Here is a 16013-nt window from a genome sequence, read left to right as displayed (position 1 = left end):
GGACCCAAGTTTTACGCACGCCACTAGCATTGAGCGCTAGCGATACGCAACGAACTTGGATCCCCGCCTGCGCGGGGACGACGGGTGTGCTATTACTTCGAAGCGTTCTGCATCTTCTCGCCAGTACGCTCCAGTGCGCGACCCGTAGCAGCGGTCGCATCCTTCGCGCCTTCCTTCACGTTCGCAGCGGCTTCCTTCGATTCCTGGCGCACTTCGGCGCCGGCTTCTTTCATGTCGGCGGCGGCGCGGTCGGTAGCGGCGTCGACTTTCACGGCGGCGCGGTCGGTGGCAGCGTCGATTTTCTCGCCGGCGCGGTCAGCGGCGGCAGCCGTATCGGCGGCGGCTTCACGGGTCGCCGCAGCGGTATTCGCGGCGGCGTTGTCGACAGCGGCGCCTGCGGCCTGGGCCGGGCCCATGCCGTTGGTGTCGGTCGGTTCAGCCTTGTGGCAGCCGGTCATCAGCACGGCAGCAGCAAGAACGATGCTCGAGAGAGAAATGGTCGTGGTCTTCATGATGGGCTCCTGTTGTTATTAAATAAACAAAGTGTATGGACGTATCCTACACTCCCAAAACCCTGCGCACGATTGCCATTTGTGCCAAACCGTAACAAAAAACCATCTTCTGTGGGGCAGCGCACGCAGTCCGGTTACATCTGATTGCAAACGCGGCCTTTCAGGGCAGCAGATTCCCATCGGCATCGATCTTGCGCACTTCGCCGAGGCCCAGGGCCCGCACATCGGCCTCGACCTTGCTCATATCGCCCACCACGATCCATAGCTGCCGCTTCGGCAGAATCGTCCGCGCCGCCAGCGCGTTCAGCTCGGCCGTGCCCAGGCCCAGCACCTTGTCGGTGTAGGTGTTGTAATAGTCCTCGGGCAGGCGGTACTGCAGGATGGTGGCGTAGCCGTTGCTGAGCTGGGCGATGGTCTCGAAGGCGCCCGGCAGGCCGAGGGTCTCGTTGTCCTGGGCCGCCTTCAGTTCAAGCTGGGTGATCGGGCGCGCGCCGGCGATGTCCGCGTATTCGCGCACCAGCTCGCGCAGCGCCGGCGCGGTCTGGTCGGTCTGCACCGGCGAACCGCTGAACAGGATGCGCTGCCCCCTTGCCGCCACCAGCGAGGAACCGACGCCGTAGGACCAGTGCTTGTCCTCGCGCAGCTTCATGTTCAGGCGCGAACTGAAGGTGCCGCCGAAGACGTCGTTCAGCAAGTTCAGCGCCACCGCATCCGGCGTATTGCGCGGCGGCGCCAGCTGGGCGCCCACGATGTCGCTCTGCAGCGCGCCCGGACGGTCGATCAGGTAGATGACGGCCTTGTCCGGCGGCGCCACCTGCGCCACATTTTTCGAGGGTACAGCGCCCTGCCGCCAGCCGGCGAAGGCTTTTTCCAGCAGCGGGGTCAAGGCCGCCATCGTGGTATCGCCCACCACCAGCAGGGTCGCGTTGTTCGGCTTGAACCAGGCCTGGTGATAGCGCACCAGGTCGGCCCGCGTCATGCGCGCCACCGCTGCCTCGGTGCCGGTGCCGGTCAGCGGCAAGCCGTAGGCGTGGTCCTTGCCGTAGATGAGTCCCGGCAGCACGCGCAGCGCCATCGCGCGCGGCACCGTCTTTTCGCGGGCGATGGCGGCGATGCGGTCGCGCTGCAGGCGCTCGAAATCCGCCTGCGGGAAGGATGGGTGCAGCACCAGGTCGGCATACAGGCCCAGCGCGCGCGGCAGGGTCGGCGCCAGCACGTTCATGTTGACGAAGGCGCCGTCCAGGTTGGTGGCGGCGCCAAAGGAGGCGCCCAGCCCTTCCAGCCCGGCGCTGATCTGCAGCGAGGACCGCGTGCTTGTACCCTCTTCCAGCATGCGCAGCGTCAGGCTGGCCAGGCCGGGCAACTCGTGCGAATCGGAAGCGAAGCCGGCATCGATCATCATCGACAGATTCACCACCGGCGCGCCGTGACGCTCTGCCAGCACCACCTTCAGGCCGTTCGACAGCTGCGCCGACTGCATCGGCGGCAGGTGCAGCTTTTCGGGATGGCCGGGCGGCGGCCCCTTGCTGCGGTCCAGCGTGGTGACCGTTGGCGCAAGGCCGGCCGGGAAGGCATCGACCTGCAGCACATAGTCGCCGTCGCCGAGCCAGGTGAGCATGGCCTGCCGCACCATGGCCGGTGTGGCCGCCTGAATGCGCTTCAGGTAGGTCTTGTAGCAATCCGGATCGCCCGTAAACGTCATGCAGCGCGCCAGCATGTCGCTCTTGCCGCCGAAGCCGCCGACGCGCTCGACGATGCGCGCGTACTGCGCCAGGATCGCGGTCTTCGCCAGCCGCAGCTCGTCCTCGCGCGGCCCCGTCTTCATGAGCGCGCGCAGCTCTTCATCCGCGATGCGCTCCATGCGCGCGACGTCGGCGCCGGGACGCGCGGTGAGGTTGACGCCGAACTGGCCGGCGATCTCGCTCGAGTCGTCGCTGGAAAAGGCGGAGGTGGCCAGCTGTTCCTTCACCACCAGGCGCTGGTACAGGCGCGAGGTCTTGCTCCCGCCCAGCACGTGGGCCGCGAGGTCGAGCAAGGCTTCTTCCGGCGTATCCGCGCCCGGCACGTTCCACACGCGATAGATTCTCGCCTGCGGCACGCGGTCCTGCACGCTGCTGCGGTGGGTGCCGCTGCGCCTGGCGATCCATTCGCGCTGCCTGGCCACCGGCGGGCCGGGCGGGATGTCGCCGTAGTACTTCTCGACCTTCTCGCGCGCCTGCGCTGGCGTGAGGTCGCCGGCCAGCACCAGCACCACGTTGTTCGGGCCGTAGTTCCCGCGGAACCAGTCGGTCACGTCCTGCATCGAGGCGGCGTCGAGGTCTTCCATCGCCCCTATCGTGGTCCAGGAATACGGGTGGTTCGCCGGCCAGGTGTTCTCGGTGACGATCTGCTCGACCACGCCATAGGGCTGGTTCTCGCGCTGGCGCTTCTCGTTCTGCACCACGCCGCGCTGCAGGTCCAGCTTCTTCCGGTCGAGCACGCCAAGCAGGTGCCCCATGCGGTCGCTCTCGGCAAACAGCGCGTAGTCGAGCATCGAGGTCGGCACGGTCTCGAAGTAATTGGTGCGGTCCTTGTTGGTGGTGCCATTCAGGTCGCTCGCGCCGATGCCTTCCAGGGCGGAAAGAAAGGTCTTGTCGAAGTTGGCGCTGCCCGAAAACATCAGGTGCTCGAACAGGTGGGCGAAGCCGGTCTTGCCTCGCTTCTCGTTCTTGGAGCCGACGTGGTACCAGGTGTTCACCGCCACCACCGGCGATTTGTGATCCTCATGCACAAGTACGGTCAGGCCGTTCTTCAGCACGAATTTCGTGTAGGGGATGTCGGGGATGGGGATGTCGACGGCGGCCGCGGGTGCGGCTGTAGAGACCGACATCGGCATGGCCAGCAGCAGGGCCAGAAGCATGGACGGGCGCATGCGCAACCTCCTGGAATCCGGGGCGCCCATTCTAAGCCGCCACACCGCCCGCACGGATCATGCACCCCGGATGTACATTCGAAAATTTCGATGGAAGACTCGCAAATTATCCGTTTTTCGTTACCTATCCGTCATCGCATAATGGCTCCATCGCAGCGAAACACACAACAGACTGAAGCTTCGAAGCGATCGACGAATTTTACCAAGGAGCCAAGCATGTACCTGATATCCCTGGGCGCCGGCCTGCTGGTTGGCGCGATCTACGGCCTGCTGGGCGTGCGTTCGCCGGCCCCGCCGGTCGTCGCCCTGGTCGGCCTGCTGGGCATCCTGATCGGCGAACAGGCGGTACCGGCGGCAAAACACTTGATCCACCAATTCATCAACTGAAGGAGCACATCATGAGCAACCCGAAACTGGAAGTCCTGACCCCGCAAAACTCGCAGCTGATCATCATCGACCACCAGCCGCAGATGGCCTTCGGCGTGCAGTCGATCGACCGCCAGACCCTGAAGAACAACGTGGTCGGCCTGGCCAAGGCGGCGAAAGCCTTCGGCATCCCGACCACGATCACCACCGTGGAATCGGACTCCTTCTCCGGCAAGACCTACCCGGAAATCCTGGACGTGTTCCCCGACCACGTCATCCTCGAACGCAGCTCGATGAATTCCTGGGACGACCAGAAAGTCCGCGACGCGCTGAAAGCCAACGGCCGCAGGAAAATCATCGTGGCCGGCCTGTGGACCGAAGTCTGCAACACCACCTTCGCCCTCTCCGCCATGCTGGAAGGCGACTACGAGATCTACATGGTGGCCGATGCCTCGGGCGGCACTTCGAAGGACGCCCACGACTTCGCGATGCAGCGCATGGTGCAGGCCGGCGTGGTGCCGATGACCTGGCAGCAGGTGCTGCTGGAATGGCAGCGCGACTGGGCCCACCGCGACACCTACGATGCCGTGATGAAGATCGTCACCGAGCACTCGGGCGCGTACGGCATGGGCGTCGACTACGCCTACACGATGGTGCACAAGGCGCCGGCGCGCAGCCATGGAAACAACGAAGTGCTGGTCCCGGTGCCGGCAGCGATTCGCTAAGCGCGCTACCATCATTCGAAACAACAGGGAGTCCGACATGCAGGCACAATCGACCGCGTCCAACACGCCAACCCTCATCCTCATCAACGGCAGCTTCGCCACGCTCGACCGCGACAAGCCGCATGCCAGCGCGGTCGCCATCCGCGACGGCCGCTTCCTCGCCGTTGGTAGCATCGACGAGGTGATGCGCCACCGCGACGCGGGCAGCCAGGTCGTCGACCTGAACGGCCGCACCGCCATCCCCGGCCTGAACGACTCCCACCTGCACCTGATCCGCGGCGGCTTGAACTACAACCTCGAGCTGCGCTGGGAAGGCGTGCCTTCGCTGGCGGACGCCCTGCGCATGCTGAAGGAACAGGCCGACCGCACCCCGAATCCGCAGTGGGTGCGCGTGGTGGGCGGCTGGAGCGAGTTCCAGTTTGCCGAGCGCCGCATGCCGACCCTGGAAGAGATCAACGCCGCCGCGCCGGATACGCCGGTCTTCATCCTGCACCTGTACGACCGCGCCCTGCTGAACCGCGCCGCCCTGCGCGCCGTCGGTTATACGAAGGACACGCCGAATCCGCCCGGCGGCGAAATCCAGCGCGACGCCACCGGCAACCCGACCGGCATGCTGATCGCCCGCCCCAACGCGATGATCCTGTACGCGACGCTGGCGAAAGGCCCGAAGCTGCCCTACGACCTGCAGGTGAATTCGACGCGCCAGTTCATGCGCGAGCTGAACCGCCTCGGCATCACCAGCGCGATCGACGCCGGCGGCGGCTTCCAGAACTACCCCGAGGACTATTCCGTCATCGAGGAACTCGACCGCAACAGGCAGCTGACGATCCGCATCGCCTACAACCTCTTCACCCAGAACAAGGGCCAGGAACTGGAAGACTTCCAGCGCTGGACAAAGATGGTGACGCCCGGCCAGGGCAGCGACTACTACCGCCACAACGGCGCCGGCGAGATGCTGGTGTTCTCGGCGGCCGACTTCGAAGACTTCCTGGAGCCGCGTCCGGAACTGGCGCCCGGCATGGAAGACGAGCTGGAAAAAGTGGTGCGCCACCTGGTCGCGAGCCGCTGGCCCTTCCGCCTGCATGCGACCTACGACGAATCGATCACGCGCATGCTGGACGTGTTCGAAAAGGTCAACCGTGAGATCCCCTTCGACGGCCTGCACTGGATGTTCGACCATTGCGAGACCATCAGCCAGCACAACATCGAACGTGTGAAAGCGCTGGGCGGCGGCATCGCCATCCAGCACCGCATGGCCTTCCAGGGCGAGTACTTCGTCGACCGCTACGGCAAGGAAGCCGCAAAGGCGACCCCGCCCGTGAAACACATGCTGGAGACGGGCGTGCCGGTGGGCGCCGGCACCGACGCCACCCGCGTGGCCAGCTACAACCCCTGGACCGCGCTGTACTGGCTGGTGAGTGGGCGCACCGTCGGCGGCCTGCCGCTGTACGGCGACAATGGCCTGCTCGAACGCAGCGTCGCACTGGAACTGTGGACCTCGGGCAGCGCCTGGTTCTCGAACGAGCAGGGACGCAAGGGCCGGATCCAGGTCGGCATGCTGGCCGACCTGGCGGTGCTGTCCGCTGACTTCTTCAGCGTGCCCATCGATGCGATCAAGGCGCTGGAATCGGTGCTGACCGTGGTCGGCGGCGACATCGTCTACGGCGCGGCCGAGTTCACGAGCCTGGGGCCGCCGCCGATTCCGGTGCTGCCGGAGTGGTCGCCGGTGCAGAAGGTGCCGGGACACTGGCGCCGTGCCGCACCGCAGCCGCAGCAAGCGCGCGTGGCGATGCCGCACCAGTGCAGCGGCCCTTGCGGCGTGCACGCCCACCAGCACGACAAGGCCCGCAAGTCGACCGTACCGGTACAGGACTTCGGCGGCTTCTGGGGCGCCTTCGGCTGCAGCTGCTTCGCGTTCTGATCATGACGACGTCTAATTTCGCACGCCTGCAGGGCGTGGGCATGGGCTTCCTGGCCGGCTACGTCGACACCCTCGGCTTCACCGCCCTGTTCGGCCTGTTCACCGCCCACGTCACCGGCAACTTCGTGCTGATCGCGGTGGCGCTGGCCGATCCGGGCCAGACGCCGACCTTACTGAAACTGCTGGCCTTCCCCGCCTTCATCCTCGGCGTGGCCGCGGCCCGGCTGCTGGTGGCCAGTTGCGAGCGACGCGGCAAGCCGGCCGTGAAACCGTCCTACCTGCTGCAGCTGGTGCTGCTGATCGGCTTCATGGTCTGCGGCATGCTGGCCGAGCCGGTCAGCCGCCAGGTCGGCGCGCTGGCGATGGCGGCGGGCCTGTTCGGCGCGGCCGCGATGGGCGCGCACAGCGCCGCCAGCAAGCTGCTGCTGACCCACCTGGCGCCGACCTCGATGATGACCGGGAACGTCACCCAACTGGTCATCGACACGGTCGACCGTTTGCGCGGCGCGGCCGATGCGGCAACCAAGGCGCGCTGCGCGAAATTCTTCTGGCCGGTGCTGGCCTTTGCGCTGGGCTGCGGGGCGGCGGCCTTTGCCTATCTGGCGGTGGGCTTCGTGGCGCTGATCGTGCCGGTGGCGATCCTGGCTGTGCATTTGTGGCTGCCTGAGCCGGAGGCGCAATAAATAATGTCGGCCGGGTGAGCCAGCAAACGTTCTTCGGAAGAAGAGCGCTTTGCGAAGTCTGCAAACGGCCTGGAGCAGTGGATCGGATCGTGATCGCCGCATCCCGTTCAAGGTAGCGGACTGCGCCGGATCAGCCGCTTGTCCAGCTTTGCAGCCACACCCACGCTCCGGCCCGCCAAGTTCGCCACCCTGTATTCGATAGCGCTGCCGAGCACGATCGACGCTTCCTGCAAGCTCAGGCCGAAATCCTGCTGCAACCACTGCACCAGGCCCGCCGTGGCCATCTTGACCGCCTCGTCGAGCGAGCCGGCCTGCCCCAGCGTCATGATATGGGTCGGCGATTCGACGCGTGGCATCGCCACCGCCTTGCCTTTGATGAGCCCGATCGTGAAGTCGACGTCCATCGAGGTCTCAAGCGCGAACTGCGAGATTTCGCCATCGCCCTGCAGTGCATGTGCATCGCCCAGATAAAGCAAGGCGCCCGGCTGCTGCACCGGCAGGTAGACCGTGTTGCCTTCCACGACTTCGTTGAAATCCATGTTGCCGCCGAAGCGGCCGGTATCGCCGGTCGACACCGCCGGGCCGTCCGGGGGCGCCACCGCCAGGCCGCCCAGCATCGGGCGCGTTGGTACGGCAAAGCCGGCCAGGCCGGGACCGGGCTGCAGCGGGCTGGCCAGGCCCCGTTCGCGGTCCAGCTTCCAGCGCACCGGCTTGCCGAGCGCCATGGCCTGCGCTGCAAAACTGGTGGTTTGGGCGCGTGCGACCACGGCATCCAGGCTATCGGCCCAATCGCGGTTCAGACGCAGGCGACGCAGGTGGATGACGAGGGTATCGCCGGCCTCCGCACCCATCACGAAGAAGGGCCCGGTCTGCGGGTTGCCGTACAGGGCGCGCGTGATGCCGTGTTCGTCCACGCCGCCCGAATCGACGGTTGTCGTGTGGACCGAATCGCCGGGCCAGATCGTCAGCACGGGCGCTCGGGTGGCGCTGAATACGTTCGAATAATCGGCCGGGACATAGGTATGGCTTTGCGGCGCATTCGATACCCGCACCGGCAAGCGGCGCGCGCCGAATGTGTGGCGCACGCGCGCACCGGCATCGTTCGTGCCGGGAAAATCCGCGCTGCCGTGCATGCCCTTGCCGTCGATGCTGCCGCCGTACTCGTAGCGCTTGCCATACCGGTCCTTGACGCTGAAAGCGATGTTCTTGCCGCTGCGTCGTCCCTGCAAGACATCGCCGTCGAGGGTGCCGCTCAGGCGGCCGTCATCGTCCTCGATCGACAGCGTCATCGCCGAGAGCGTGCCCCAGCGGTCGACTTGCAGCAGCCAGGTTTCTCCCGCGCGGGCGGGCAGCGCGGCGAACAACAGGCCGATCAAGATGGCGAATCGCATGGTTCGTATCTCTCTGCTGAAGGTTGAAGCAAGCAGTGTAGGACAGCACTGTGGAGAGAATGTGGAGAGTCCGGAAGGCCGCGGCAGCGGCAGCGGCAGCGGCCGAAAATAATCTGCACGCCTCTGAATTTTGTACTATCATAAGTTACATGAGACGAGACAGTAAGCTATCTTCCATCCTCCACCTTCTCCTGCACATGGCGCACAGCGAGCGCCCGCTGACATCGGAGGAGCTTGCGGGCTTCCTTGACACCAATCCCGTGCTGGTGCGGCGCACCCTCGCCGGTCTGCGCGAACGCGGCTACGTCGGCTCGGGCAAAGGGCATGGCGGCGGCTGGGTAGTGACGGCCGACCTGCAGCAGGTCACCCTGCGCGACATTTACGAGGCGGTCGGATCGCCGACTGTGTTCGCGATGGGCAACCGGATGGACAACCCCGAGTGCCTCGTCGAAAAGGCCGTCAACCAATCCCTGGCCAGCGCCTTCGAGGAAGCCGAAGCGCTGCTGATCCAACGGCTGTCGAATGTCACGCTCGCGGAACTGTCCGAGCGCTTCAATGCGGAATATGCCCAACACCGAGGAGGAAACCATGAAAACTAGAACCGACCATGCCGAATTCGACGTCATCGTCGTCGGCGGCAGCTATGCCGGCCTGTCCGCCGCCTTGCAGCTGGCGCGGGCGCGCCGCCGCGTGCTGGTGATCGACGCCGGCCGGCGCCGCAACCGTCATGCCCATCGTTCGCACGGTTTCCTCACTCAGGACGGCAGCGAAGCGGCGGCCATCGCCGCGGATGGACGCGCGCAGCTGCAAGCCTATGACAACGTTGCCTGGGCCAGGGATACCGCGGCGGGCGCCGCTGCGGAAGGCGACGGCTTTCGTGTCACGCTGTCCGACGGCGGCAGCGTGTGCGGCAGCCGGCTCGTCCTGGCCATGGGAGTGGTCGACACCTTGCCGCCTGTGGAAGGGCTGGAAGAACGCTGGGGCAAGAGCGCCTTCCACTGCCCCTACTGCCACGGCTACGAGTTGAACGAAGGCGACATCGGCGTGCTGGCGACCGGCGAACTGTCGATGCACCACGCCCTCATGCTGCCGGACTGGGGCCGTGTCACCTTGCTGCTGAACGACGCTTTCGAACCAAATGCCGCGCAACTGGCGTCGCTCGAGCGGCGCGGCGTCACCCTCGAACGCACACCGGTGGCGCGCATCGAAGGCGAAGCCGAAGTCGTGCTGCGCGACGGCCGGCGCCTGCCGATGGCGGGGCTGTTCGTTGCATCGAGCACGCATATCGCCAGCCCGCTCGCCGCGCAGCTTGGCTGTGCGCTGGAACAGGGTCCGATCGGCGATTTTGTCTGGACCGATGAACAAAAAGCCAGCAGCGTGCCCGGCGTATTCTGTTGCGGCGACATGGCCCGGGCGGCAGGCAATGTGGCGTTCGCGGTCGCGGATGGCGCTATGGCTGGCGTCGCGGCACACCGGTCCTTGATTGAGGAATTGAATCACGCGGCCTGAGTCATCCCAATGCGCGTATATGACGCCGGTGTCGGCGAGCGCTGCAACCGGCAAGGAACGGTCATTCGGATTTCAAAATAAACGAACTATGCACGATTCACCAAGCAAAAAAGATAGAAAATTTATGGCCCTTTGGATTTGTTACGGCGTGGCGATTGGATACGGGATTGGCGCCATGATCGGCCATCCTGGCCTCGGCATTGGTCCGGGGGTCGCAATTGGGGCTGCCATTGGCAGATCGATTTTGAAGGCCCGTCGCTAAATTTACGTTTGACCCTCGACATAACTCTGCCGTTCAACGCAAAGCTTAGCTGTCCGCCATGTCCGTCGATGCGTGCCTGTTCGCGGACGCCGGCTCCGCAATACTCCGATACATCAGCGTCTTGATACCAGGGGTTTTTACGCCCGCTGCAAACAGCACATCCCGCCACAAGCCACGGCCGTGGGCCTGAAAACATGGCGTCAGCGCCTTGCTGAGCAGCTGGTAGTTGCGCACCACGCCAAGGCGACGTTTTGAGTACATCGCGGCGCCGGGAATGGCGCCGTGCTCCCCGACAGCCTCCGCCAGCGCCAGCGCATCCTGTACCGCCAGGGTCGTGCCGAGACCCAATTGTGGACTCATCGAATGCGCGGCATCGCCGATGACGCACACCGGTCCGTTCGCAAGCCGTTTGGCGCGGGCATGGCGGTAGGTCGCGAGCGCGAACTGGTCGTGGCGCACGATCTGGTTCACGACAGGCGCCGATCCCGGCCAGAGCGCCAGTAATTCAGCCTTCCAGTCCTCCAGTGGCCGCGCCCGCCACGCGGCATGGTCGCGGCAAGGCAGGCTCCAGAACATCGACAAGCGCAGCTTGCCGTCGACGCAGGCGGTGGGCATCAGACCGAACATTTTGTGTGTGCCGTGGTAACGCTGCTCGAGCAGCGCTTCACCCGGCCAATGCGCCACGACGAACATTGCCCACAATGCGCCCCACTCGTAGACGGTCGACGCCACCGCCATCCCTGCCTGCGCGGGCAAGGTAGAAGCGGCGCCATCTGCAATGACGACGAGGTCGAAAGCGCAAACCGTACTGCCCACATGCACCGAGGCCGTGCTGCCATCGGACAGGATCCGGTCCACGGGACTGCCGAACCGGATGCGCACGCCGAGGGGAAGCGCAGCGTCGAGCAGCACCTGCGACAGGGCAAGGCGGCTCACGCCACGCGCTGGCGTTTTCTCATACCGGATATCGACAAGGGTCCAGTCGCGATGACATGTGCCCAGCAGGCCGGTCACCGGGACACTGGCGCGACGGAAGGCTCGGCCGACGCCGAGCATGTCCAGTGCTGCGACGCCCTGCGGCTGTATCAGCACGCCGGCGCCGAGCGGCGCCATGGCGGCGTGCTTTTCAAACACCGTGACGCGATGTCCGGCGCGAGCAAGTGCAATGGCTGCCGCCAGGCCGGCGGTGCCAGCCCCGACTATTCCAACGCTGAGTTGATTGCTGTTTGGCATCATCCGGGCATTCTAGACGATGCCCGCCCAATCAAGCCCAGCTTCATGCTTTGACACGATGAAGCGCGCACAGCTTGTTCCCGTCCGGGTCGCGCACATAGGCCAGGTAGAGCGGACCGAAACCGTTGTCGCGCAAGCCCGGCGGCTCCTCGATCGAGACGCCGCCGTGCGCGATGGCGGTGTCGTGGAAGGCCCGCACCTGCTCCGGGGACGCGCATTTGAAGCCGATGGTGCCGCCGTTCGCGCAGGTGGCGGCTTCGCCGTCGATAGGTTCGCTCACGCAGAAGGTGCTGCCCTCGTGCCGGTAAAACAGCCGCGTGTGGCCCGAGGGCGCGCGGCTGCGAAAGGGTTCGCCCGCGCCCAGCGTGCCGAGCACGGCGTCGTAGAAGCGCTTGGATTTGTCGATGTCGTTCGAACCGATCATGACGTGACTGAACATGCCTTATCTCCTGTTGTGGTTTTGGCGTAAGCGATGGCATCCTCGAGGCGGTCGTTCCCCCAGAACATCTCGTCGCCGATGAAGAACATGGGCGCGCCGAAGATGCCGCGAGCCTGGGCTTCGGCGGTGCGGGCGCGCAGCGCGGCCTTGCAGGCGTCGGTTCTGGCGGCCGCGATGATGGCCGCGCTGTCGGCGCCGAGTTGGTCGAGGACGCCGGCGATGAGCGTCTCGTCGCCGATCTCGCGGTCGTCCGCGAAGTTGGCCAGCATGAGCCGTTCGCAGAAGGCCGCCAGCCAGGGCGCGTCTTCGCCCTGCAGCGCCACGCGCGCGGCCAGCAGCGCGCTGCGCGGGAAGACCGAGGGGCGCTGCCAGCGCAGGCCGTATTTGGCGCACTGGCGCTGCATGTCGCGCCACACGTAATTGCCCTTCATGGTCTGCAGCACGAAGGGCGAGGTCTCCCATCCCAGGCTCTTGAAGATCGGACCGAGCAGGAAGGGCTTCAGCGCGACCCGCAGGCCGGCTTCAAGCGCCAGGCGCTGTATGCGCATCATGCTCAGGTAGCTGTAGTTGCTGCCGAAGTCGAACCAGAATTCGATGGTCTGCATGGGCTCTGTTCCTGTCAGTCGAAAATGAGGAGGCAGCGGATCTCGATGCTCTCGCGCGGCGGCGTGCCCGGCGGCGTGGCCGGATGCGCGAACGCGGCGTGCGGCGTATAGCATGCCATGCCTTCAGCTGAATCGTACTGCTTGAACAGCAGCACCTCGTCGAACTGCATGCCATGGAAGTAGGTCCAGGCGTGGGCGGGGTTGTGCAGCACTTCGAAGATCTCGCCGGTGCGGGTCGGATAGACGATGTCGGCGGCGACGAGGTCCGCCGGGTTCACAGTGCGCGCATCGCAGACGGCGAGCGGTGCGTCCAGGACCGGCAGGCGCGTGCTGCGCCACAGGTTGAAGATGGCGAAGCGGGAGACCTGGGCGATCCCGCGCGCTTCCATTTCCAGCGCCAGCCTGCGCTGCGCCGATGCGGGCGTGAAGTCGCAGTGGACGCGCGTGGCGGCGCTCGGACGCTGGCCCTCGCGCGCGCCGAAGGGCGAGAGCGTGCCCGGCGCGCGCCGCCGCACCAGATGGTCAAAGACGATGGCGCGGCTGGCGCCGCTCACTAGTAGCGCGAGTGCTTCCATCTCGGGGTAGTAGACGCGCTGGATTTCCTCGCGCCGGCCAAAGTCCCGCATCGCACTCGGCGCGCTGCATAGCTGGAAGCCTTCGCGCTCGAGCGCGGGCGGATCTGCCCTGCCGCGACCGTCGCGGATGCGCACGGGCGTTGCCGCGTAGTAGCCGGTTTCCCAGGTGTGGCCGCCGGGCGGCGCCAGCATGTAGGTGACGGGCTTTTCAAGCGCGCTTTGCAGGTAGTCGAGCGTCGCGCTGACGGGCTCGATGTTGACGGGTGCCGCATGCATGCTGGCTCCTTGAACATATGAGGTGGTCTGGAGCCTTCATTACAAACCGTCTGCGGGCGCCGTTCAAACGTTTAAAATGACCTCGTCGCATGCCATATGGGCATGTGAGACTGACGATGCAGTCCGACTGGGAGCCCTGACGAATGCCGAACCGCTTGATCGACCTGCCGCCGCTCGACCTGCTGCGGACCTTCGTCGCGGTCGGCCGCCGCATGAGCATTACGCTCGCCGCCCAGGACCTGTGCATCGTGCAGTCCGCGGTCAGCCGCCAGATCCAGGCGCTCGAGACGGCGCTCGGCTGCCGCCTGTTCGTGCGCGCCTACCGCAGCATCGAATTCACCCTGGAAGGCCGGCACCTGTTCCGCACGGCGGACCCGATGCTGGAACAGCTGGGCGGCGCGATCGAGACCCTGCGCCCTGGCGGCGAGCGGCCCTGCATCACGATCACGGCCACCATCGGCGTGACGGCCTTGTGGCTGCTGCCGCGCCTCGGCGCCTTCCAGCGCAGTGCGCCCGACATCGACGTGCGCGTGGCCGCCACCAACCGCGTGATGGACCTGGAACGCGACGGCATGGACCTGGCCTTGCGCTTCTGCCCGGACGCGCAGGCGCCGGAGGGCGCGATACGCCTGTTCAGCGAGGTGCTGGCGCCGGTGGCCCATCCATCGCTGGGCGTGAGCGCGATCGAGGATCCGGGGCAGCTGCGCCGCCAGGTGCTGATCGACTACGACGACAGTTCGCGGCCCTGGCTGCAGTGGAAGCACTGGCTGCGCGACGCCGGGCACAAGGCGGGCGCCTCGGGGAACGGGCGCCTGCTGTTCAACCAGTACGACCAGGTGGCGCAGGCGGCGCTCGCGGGACAGGGCGTGGCGCTCGGCCGCCTGGCCCTGGTCGGCAAGCTGATCGCCGAGGGCCAGCTTGCGCTCGCGACCCGCCGGCCGCCGGTGGCCACCGATCACGGCTACTGGATGCTGGAACGGCGCGGCGCCGGCAGCCGCGCGCTGTCGGCGGTGCGGGACTGGATCCTGGCCGAAGCGGCGACGACGCGGGCCGCGATGGAATGAAGGCTAGGCCGCCAGGCTGAACACATACACCGCGTCGTTGGCGCAGGCCTTGGCGCCCAGCCGCGCTTGCGGCAAGTCGCACACGGACACCGGCTGCTCCATCGCCAGCACCATCACCATCGCGGGCACGTCCAGCCCATTGATCGCGGCCTGGAAGCGCCGCACCAGCTCGCGGCACAGCTTCTCCTCCGCCCGCGCCGCCCCTTCCGCCTGAAGACGCAGACGCAGGCGTTTGCGCGCCCGCGCCAGGTGCTGGCGCGCGTTCACGGCCCTTGTTCCCAGCACCGCCGCGATGTCCGCATGTTCGCATTCGAAGACTTCATGCAGCACCAGCGCCAGCCGCTCGGACGGCGACAGGCAGGCCAGCAGGCGGGCAAGCACCTCGCCCACCTCGTCCAGCCGCAACAAGGCCTCCTCCGGTAACAGGACCGGCGTATCGGGAACAAGCTCGCCGGCCGCCAGCTCCGCCACCGCATCCCGCGCGCGCTTGCGCAGGCGGTCGATCGACTGGTGCTGCACGACGGTGGTCAGCCAGGCCGCCGGCGTCGCCAGCAGGCCCTGCTCGGCGCGATGCCATTTCAGGTAGCAGTCCTGCACGATGTCCTGCGCCTCCGCCTCGCTGCCGACGATGCGGCGGCTGATCGCGGTCAGGCGCGGGCGCAGCTGTTCGAACAGGGCGGCGTCGAGGTCTTGGGTGCGGGGCATCGTGATCTCCTTTGCGGTACTGGTGCTGCCTGACGCCCGGCGCGGTGCGGATGTGACAGTCCATCACAATATTTTTCGAAAGGTCACGCCGGGCCAGGCCGGCAGCGTCAAGCGGGCAGTACTTCCACTCTAGCGCGAAAGGACGATCATGATTGCACATTCCCCACGGGCGCTTGGCCTGGTCCCCACCGTCATCGAACAGACCGGCCGCGGCGAACGCGCCTTCGACATCTATTCCTGCCTGCTGAAGGAGCGCGTGGTCTTCCTGGTCGGCGAGGTGACGGAGCAGTCGGCCAACCTGATCGTCGCCCAACTGCTGTTCCTGGAGTCGGACAATCCGGACAAGGACATCGCGCTCTACATCAACTCGCCGGGCGGCTCGGTGTATGCCGGCATGGCAGTTTACGACACGATGCAGTTCGTCAAACCGGACGTGTCCACGCTATGCACGGGCTTTGCCGCCAGCATGGGCTCCTTCCTGCTGGCGGCGGGCGCCACCGGCAAGCGCTTCGCGCTGCCGAATGCCCGCATCATGATCCACCAGCCGCACGGCGGCTCGCAGGGCGTGGCGTCCGACATCGAGATCCAGGCGAGAGAAGTGCTTTATCAGCGGCACCGCTTGAATACCCTTTTGGCCGAGCGCACCGGGCAGACGCTGGCGCAGATCGAAAAGGATTCGGACCGCGACAATTACATGTCGGCCCAGCAGGGTGTCGAATATGGGCTGATCGACCGTGTGCTGACGGCGCGCGGATCCGGCCCGGCACTCTAAACATGGCAGCTTGCTCACGTTTCTTTGCTTTCGTGAAACATTGTAATGACAGTTTGCCTAAAGA

Annotated in this window: 15 protein-coding genes and 1 pseudogene; 8 read left to right on the top strand and 8 right to left on the bottom strand. The window is 66.0% G+C overall.

Features of this window, described 5'->3' with window-relative positions; all coding sequences use genetic code 11:
* Positions 1-92: 92 nt before the first annotated feature.
* Both LQV39_RS09805 and LQV39_RS09800 read right to left on the bottom strand, forming a co-directional pair.
* The gene (locus LQV39_RS09805; RefSeq protein WP_230024833.1) at positions 93-512 is read right to left on the bottom strand and encodes a hypothetical protein; all 420 of its coding nucleotides are present in this window, start codon (positions 510-512) and stop codon (positions 93-95) included.
* Between the two features lie 160 nt (positions 513-672).
* Positions 673-3423: a pitrilysin family protein gene (locus tag LQV39_RS09800; protein WP_230024831.1), complete on the bottom strand. Its 2751-nt coding sequence runs from the start codon at positions 3421-3423 to the stop codon at positions 673-675.
* Between the two features lie 216 nt (positions 3424-3639).
* On the opposite strand from LQV39_RS09800, the pseudogene LQV39_RS09795 reads away from it, so the two are divergent.
* From LQV39_RS09795 to LQV39_RS09780, 4 genes and pseudogenes are all read left to right on the top strand, one after another.
* A pseudogene (locus LQV39_RS09795) lies at positions 3640-3792 on the top strand (DUF1427 family protein); the annotation flags it as partial.
* A gap of 29 nt (positions 3793-3821) precedes the next feature.
* Positions 3822-4514: a hydrolase gene (locus LQV39_RS09790; RefSeq protein WP_230024829.1), complete on the top strand. Its 693-nt coding sequence runs from the start codon at positions 3822-3824 to the stop codon at positions 4512-4514.
* Between the two features lie 37 nt (positions 4515-4551).
* The gene (locus tag LQV39_RS09785; protein WP_230024826.1) at positions 4552-6435 is read left to right on the top strand and encodes an amidohydrolase; all 1884 of its coding nucleotides are present in this window, start codon (positions 4552-4554) and stop codon (positions 6433-6435) included.
* Positions 6436-6437: 2 nt separating this feature from the next.
* Positions 6438-7118, top strand: coding sequence for a YoaK family protein (locus LQV39_RS09780; protein WP_230024824.1), 681 nt, complete (start codon positions 6438-6440; stop codon positions 7116-7118).
* 107 nt (positions 7119-7225) lie between these two features.
* Here LQV39_RS09780 and LQV39_RS09775 read toward each other — a convergent pair whose 3' ends face one another.
* Positions 7226-8509 (bottom strand): acetamidase/formamidase family protein, encoded by a 1284-nt coding sequence (locus tag LQV39_RS09775; protein ID WP_230024822.1) that lies wholly within the window; start codon positions 8507-8509, stop codon positions 7226-7228.
* 149 nt (positions 8510-8658) lie between these two features.
* Here LQV39_RS09775 and LQV39_RS09770 point away from each other — a divergent pair, with 149 nt between their 5' ends.
* Positions 8659-9108 carry an Rrf2 family transcriptional regulator gene (locus LQV39_RS09770; protein ID WP_230024820.1) on the top strand — a complete coding sequence of 150 codons (450 nt, stop codon included), beginning with the start codon at positions 8659-8661 and terminating at the stop codon, positions 9106-9108.
* Positions 9098-10018: an NAD(P)/FAD-dependent oxidoreductase gene (locus LQV39_RS09765; protein WP_230024818.1), complete on the top strand. Its 921-nt coding sequence runs from the start codon at positions 9098-9100 to the stop codon at positions 10016-10018. The genes LQV39_RS09770 and LQV39_RS09765 overlap by 11 nt, the downstream gene beginning before the upstream one ends.
* Positions 10019-10325: 307 nt before the next feature.
* On the opposite strand, the gene LQV39_RS09760 is transcribed toward LQV39_RS09765, so the two are convergent.
* The 4 genes from LQV39_RS09760 to LQV39_RS09745 are packed head-to-tail and all read right to left on the bottom strand — an operon-like array spanning position 10326 to position 13408.
* Positions 10326-11516: an NAD(P)/FAD-dependent oxidoreductase gene (locus LQV39_RS09760; protein WP_230024816.1), complete on the bottom strand. Its 1191-nt coding sequence runs from the start codon at positions 11514-11516 to the stop codon at positions 10326-10328.
* 40 nt (positions 11517-11556) lie between these two features.
* Entirely contained in the window at positions 11557-11952 is a 396-nt protein-coding gene (locus tag LQV39_RS09755; protein WP_230024814.1) for a VOC family protein, read from the bottom strand.
* On the bottom strand, positions 11934-12557 hold the full coding sequence (locus LQV39_RS09750; protein ID WP_230024812.1) for a 2-hydroxychromene-2-carboxylate isomerase: 624 nt from the start codon (positions 12555-12557) through the stop codon (positions 11934-11936). The genes LQV39_RS09755 and LQV39_RS09750 overlap by 19 nt, the downstream gene beginning before the upstream one ends.
* Before the next feature lie 14 nt (positions 12558-12571).
* A complete protein-coding gene (locus tag LQV39_RS09745; protein WP_230024810.1) occupies positions 12572-13408 on the bottom strand; it encodes a CmcJ/NvfI family oxidoreductase in 837 nt (278 codons plus the stop codon).
* A 143-nt stretch (positions 13409-13551) separates the two neighbouring features.
* On the opposite strand from LQV39_RS09745, the gene LQV39_RS09740 reads away from it, so the two are divergent.
* Positions 13552-14472: a LysR substrate-binding domain-containing protein gene (locus LQV39_RS09740; RefSeq protein ID WP_230024808.1), complete on the top strand. Its 921-nt coding sequence runs from the start codon at positions 13552-13554 to the stop codon at positions 14470-14472.
* A gap of 3 nt (positions 14473-14475) precedes the next feature.
* Here the strand turns inward: LQV39_RS09740 and LQV39_RS09735 are convergent, their stop codons facing one another.
* On the bottom strand, positions 14476-15177 hold the full coding sequence (locus LQV39_RS09735) for a sigma-70 family RNA polymerase sigma factor (protein ID WP_230024806.1): 702 nt from the start codon (positions 15175-15177) through the stop codon (positions 14476-14478).
* A gap of 148 nt (positions 15178-15325) precedes the next feature.
* Here LQV39_RS09735 and clpP point away from each other — a divergent pair, with 148 nt between their 5' ends.
* Positions 15326-15949, top strand: a complete 624-nt coding sequence (clpP, locus tag LQV39_RS09730) for an ATP-dependent Clp endopeptidase proteolytic subunit ClpP (RefSeq protein ID WP_230024804.1) — start codon at positions 15326-15328, stop codon at positions 15947-15949.
* Positions 15950-16013: the final 64 nt, after the last annotated feature.

The sequence above is a fragment of the Massilia sp. Bi118 genome, from assembly GCF_918697865.1.
Classification (GTDB): domain Bacteria; phylum Pseudomonadota; class Gammaproteobacteria; order Burkholderiales; family Burkholderiaceae_D; genus Telluria.
Note: the sequence above shows the minus strand (reverse complement) of the source record. Positions and strands in the feature narration are given on the sequence as shown.

Excerpts from the sequence above, each read along its gene's own strand:
- LQV39_RS09805 (WP_230024833.1), bottom strand. The coding sequence starts at position 512 with ATGAAGACCACGACCATTTCTCTCTCGAGCATCGTTCTTGCTGCTGCC.
- LQV39_RS09800 (WP_230024831.1), bottom strand. The coding sequence starts at position 3,423 with ATGCGCCCGTCCATGCTTCTGGCCCTGCTGCTGGCCATGCCGATGTCG.
- LQV39_RS09790 (WP_230024829.1), top strand. The coding sequence starts at position 3,822 with ATGAGCAACCCGAAACTGGAAGTCCTGACCCCGCAAAACTCGCAGCTG.
- LQV39_RS09785 (WP_230024826.1), top strand. The coding sequence starts at position 4,552 with ATGCAGGCACAATCGACCGCGTCCAACACGCCAACCCTCATCCTCATC.
- LQV39_RS09780 (WP_230024824.1), top strand. The coding sequence starts at position 6,438 with ATGACGACGTCTAATTTCGCACGCCTGCAGGGCGTGGGCATGGGCTTC.
- LQV39_RS09775 (WP_230024822.1), bottom strand. The coding sequence starts at position 8,509 with ATGCGATTCGCCATCTTGATCGGCCTGTTGTTCGCCGCGCTGCCCGCC.
- LQV39_RS09770 (WP_230024820.1), top strand. The coding sequence starts at position 8,659 with ATGAGACGAGACAGTAAGCTATCTTCCATCCTCCACCTTCTCCTGCAC.
- LQV39_RS09765 (WP_230024818.1), top strand. The coding sequence starts at position 9,098 with ATGAAAACTAGAACCGACCATGCCGAATTCGACGTCATCGTCGTCGGC.
- LQV39_RS09760 (WP_230024816.1), bottom strand. The coding sequence starts at position 11,516 with ATGATGCCAAACAGCAATCAACTCAGCGTTGGAATAGTCGGGGCTGGC.
- LQV39_RS09755 (WP_230024814.1), bottom strand. The coding sequence starts at position 11,952 with ATGTTCAGTCACGTCATGATCGGTTCGAACGACATCGACAAATCCAAG.
- LQV39_RS09750 (WP_230024812.1), bottom strand. The coding sequence starts at position 12,557 with ATGCAGACCATCGAATTCTGGTTCGACTTCGGCAGCAACTACAGCTAC.
- LQV39_RS09745 (WP_230024810.1), bottom strand. The coding sequence starts at position 13,408 with ATGCATGCGGCACCCGTCAACATCGAGCCCGTCAGCGCGACGCTCGAC.
- LQV39_RS09740 (WP_230024808.1), top strand. The coding sequence starts at position 13,552 with ATGCCGAACCGCTTGATCGACCTGCCGCCGCTCGACCTGCTGCGGACC.
- LQV39_RS09735 (WP_230024806.1), bottom strand. The coding sequence starts at position 15,177 with ATGCCCCGCACCCAAGACCTCGACGCCGCCCTGTTCGAACAGCTGCGC.
- clpP (WP_230024804.1), top strand. The coding sequence starts at position 15,326 with ATGATTGCACATTCCCCACGGGCGCTTGGCCTGGTCCCCACCGTCATC.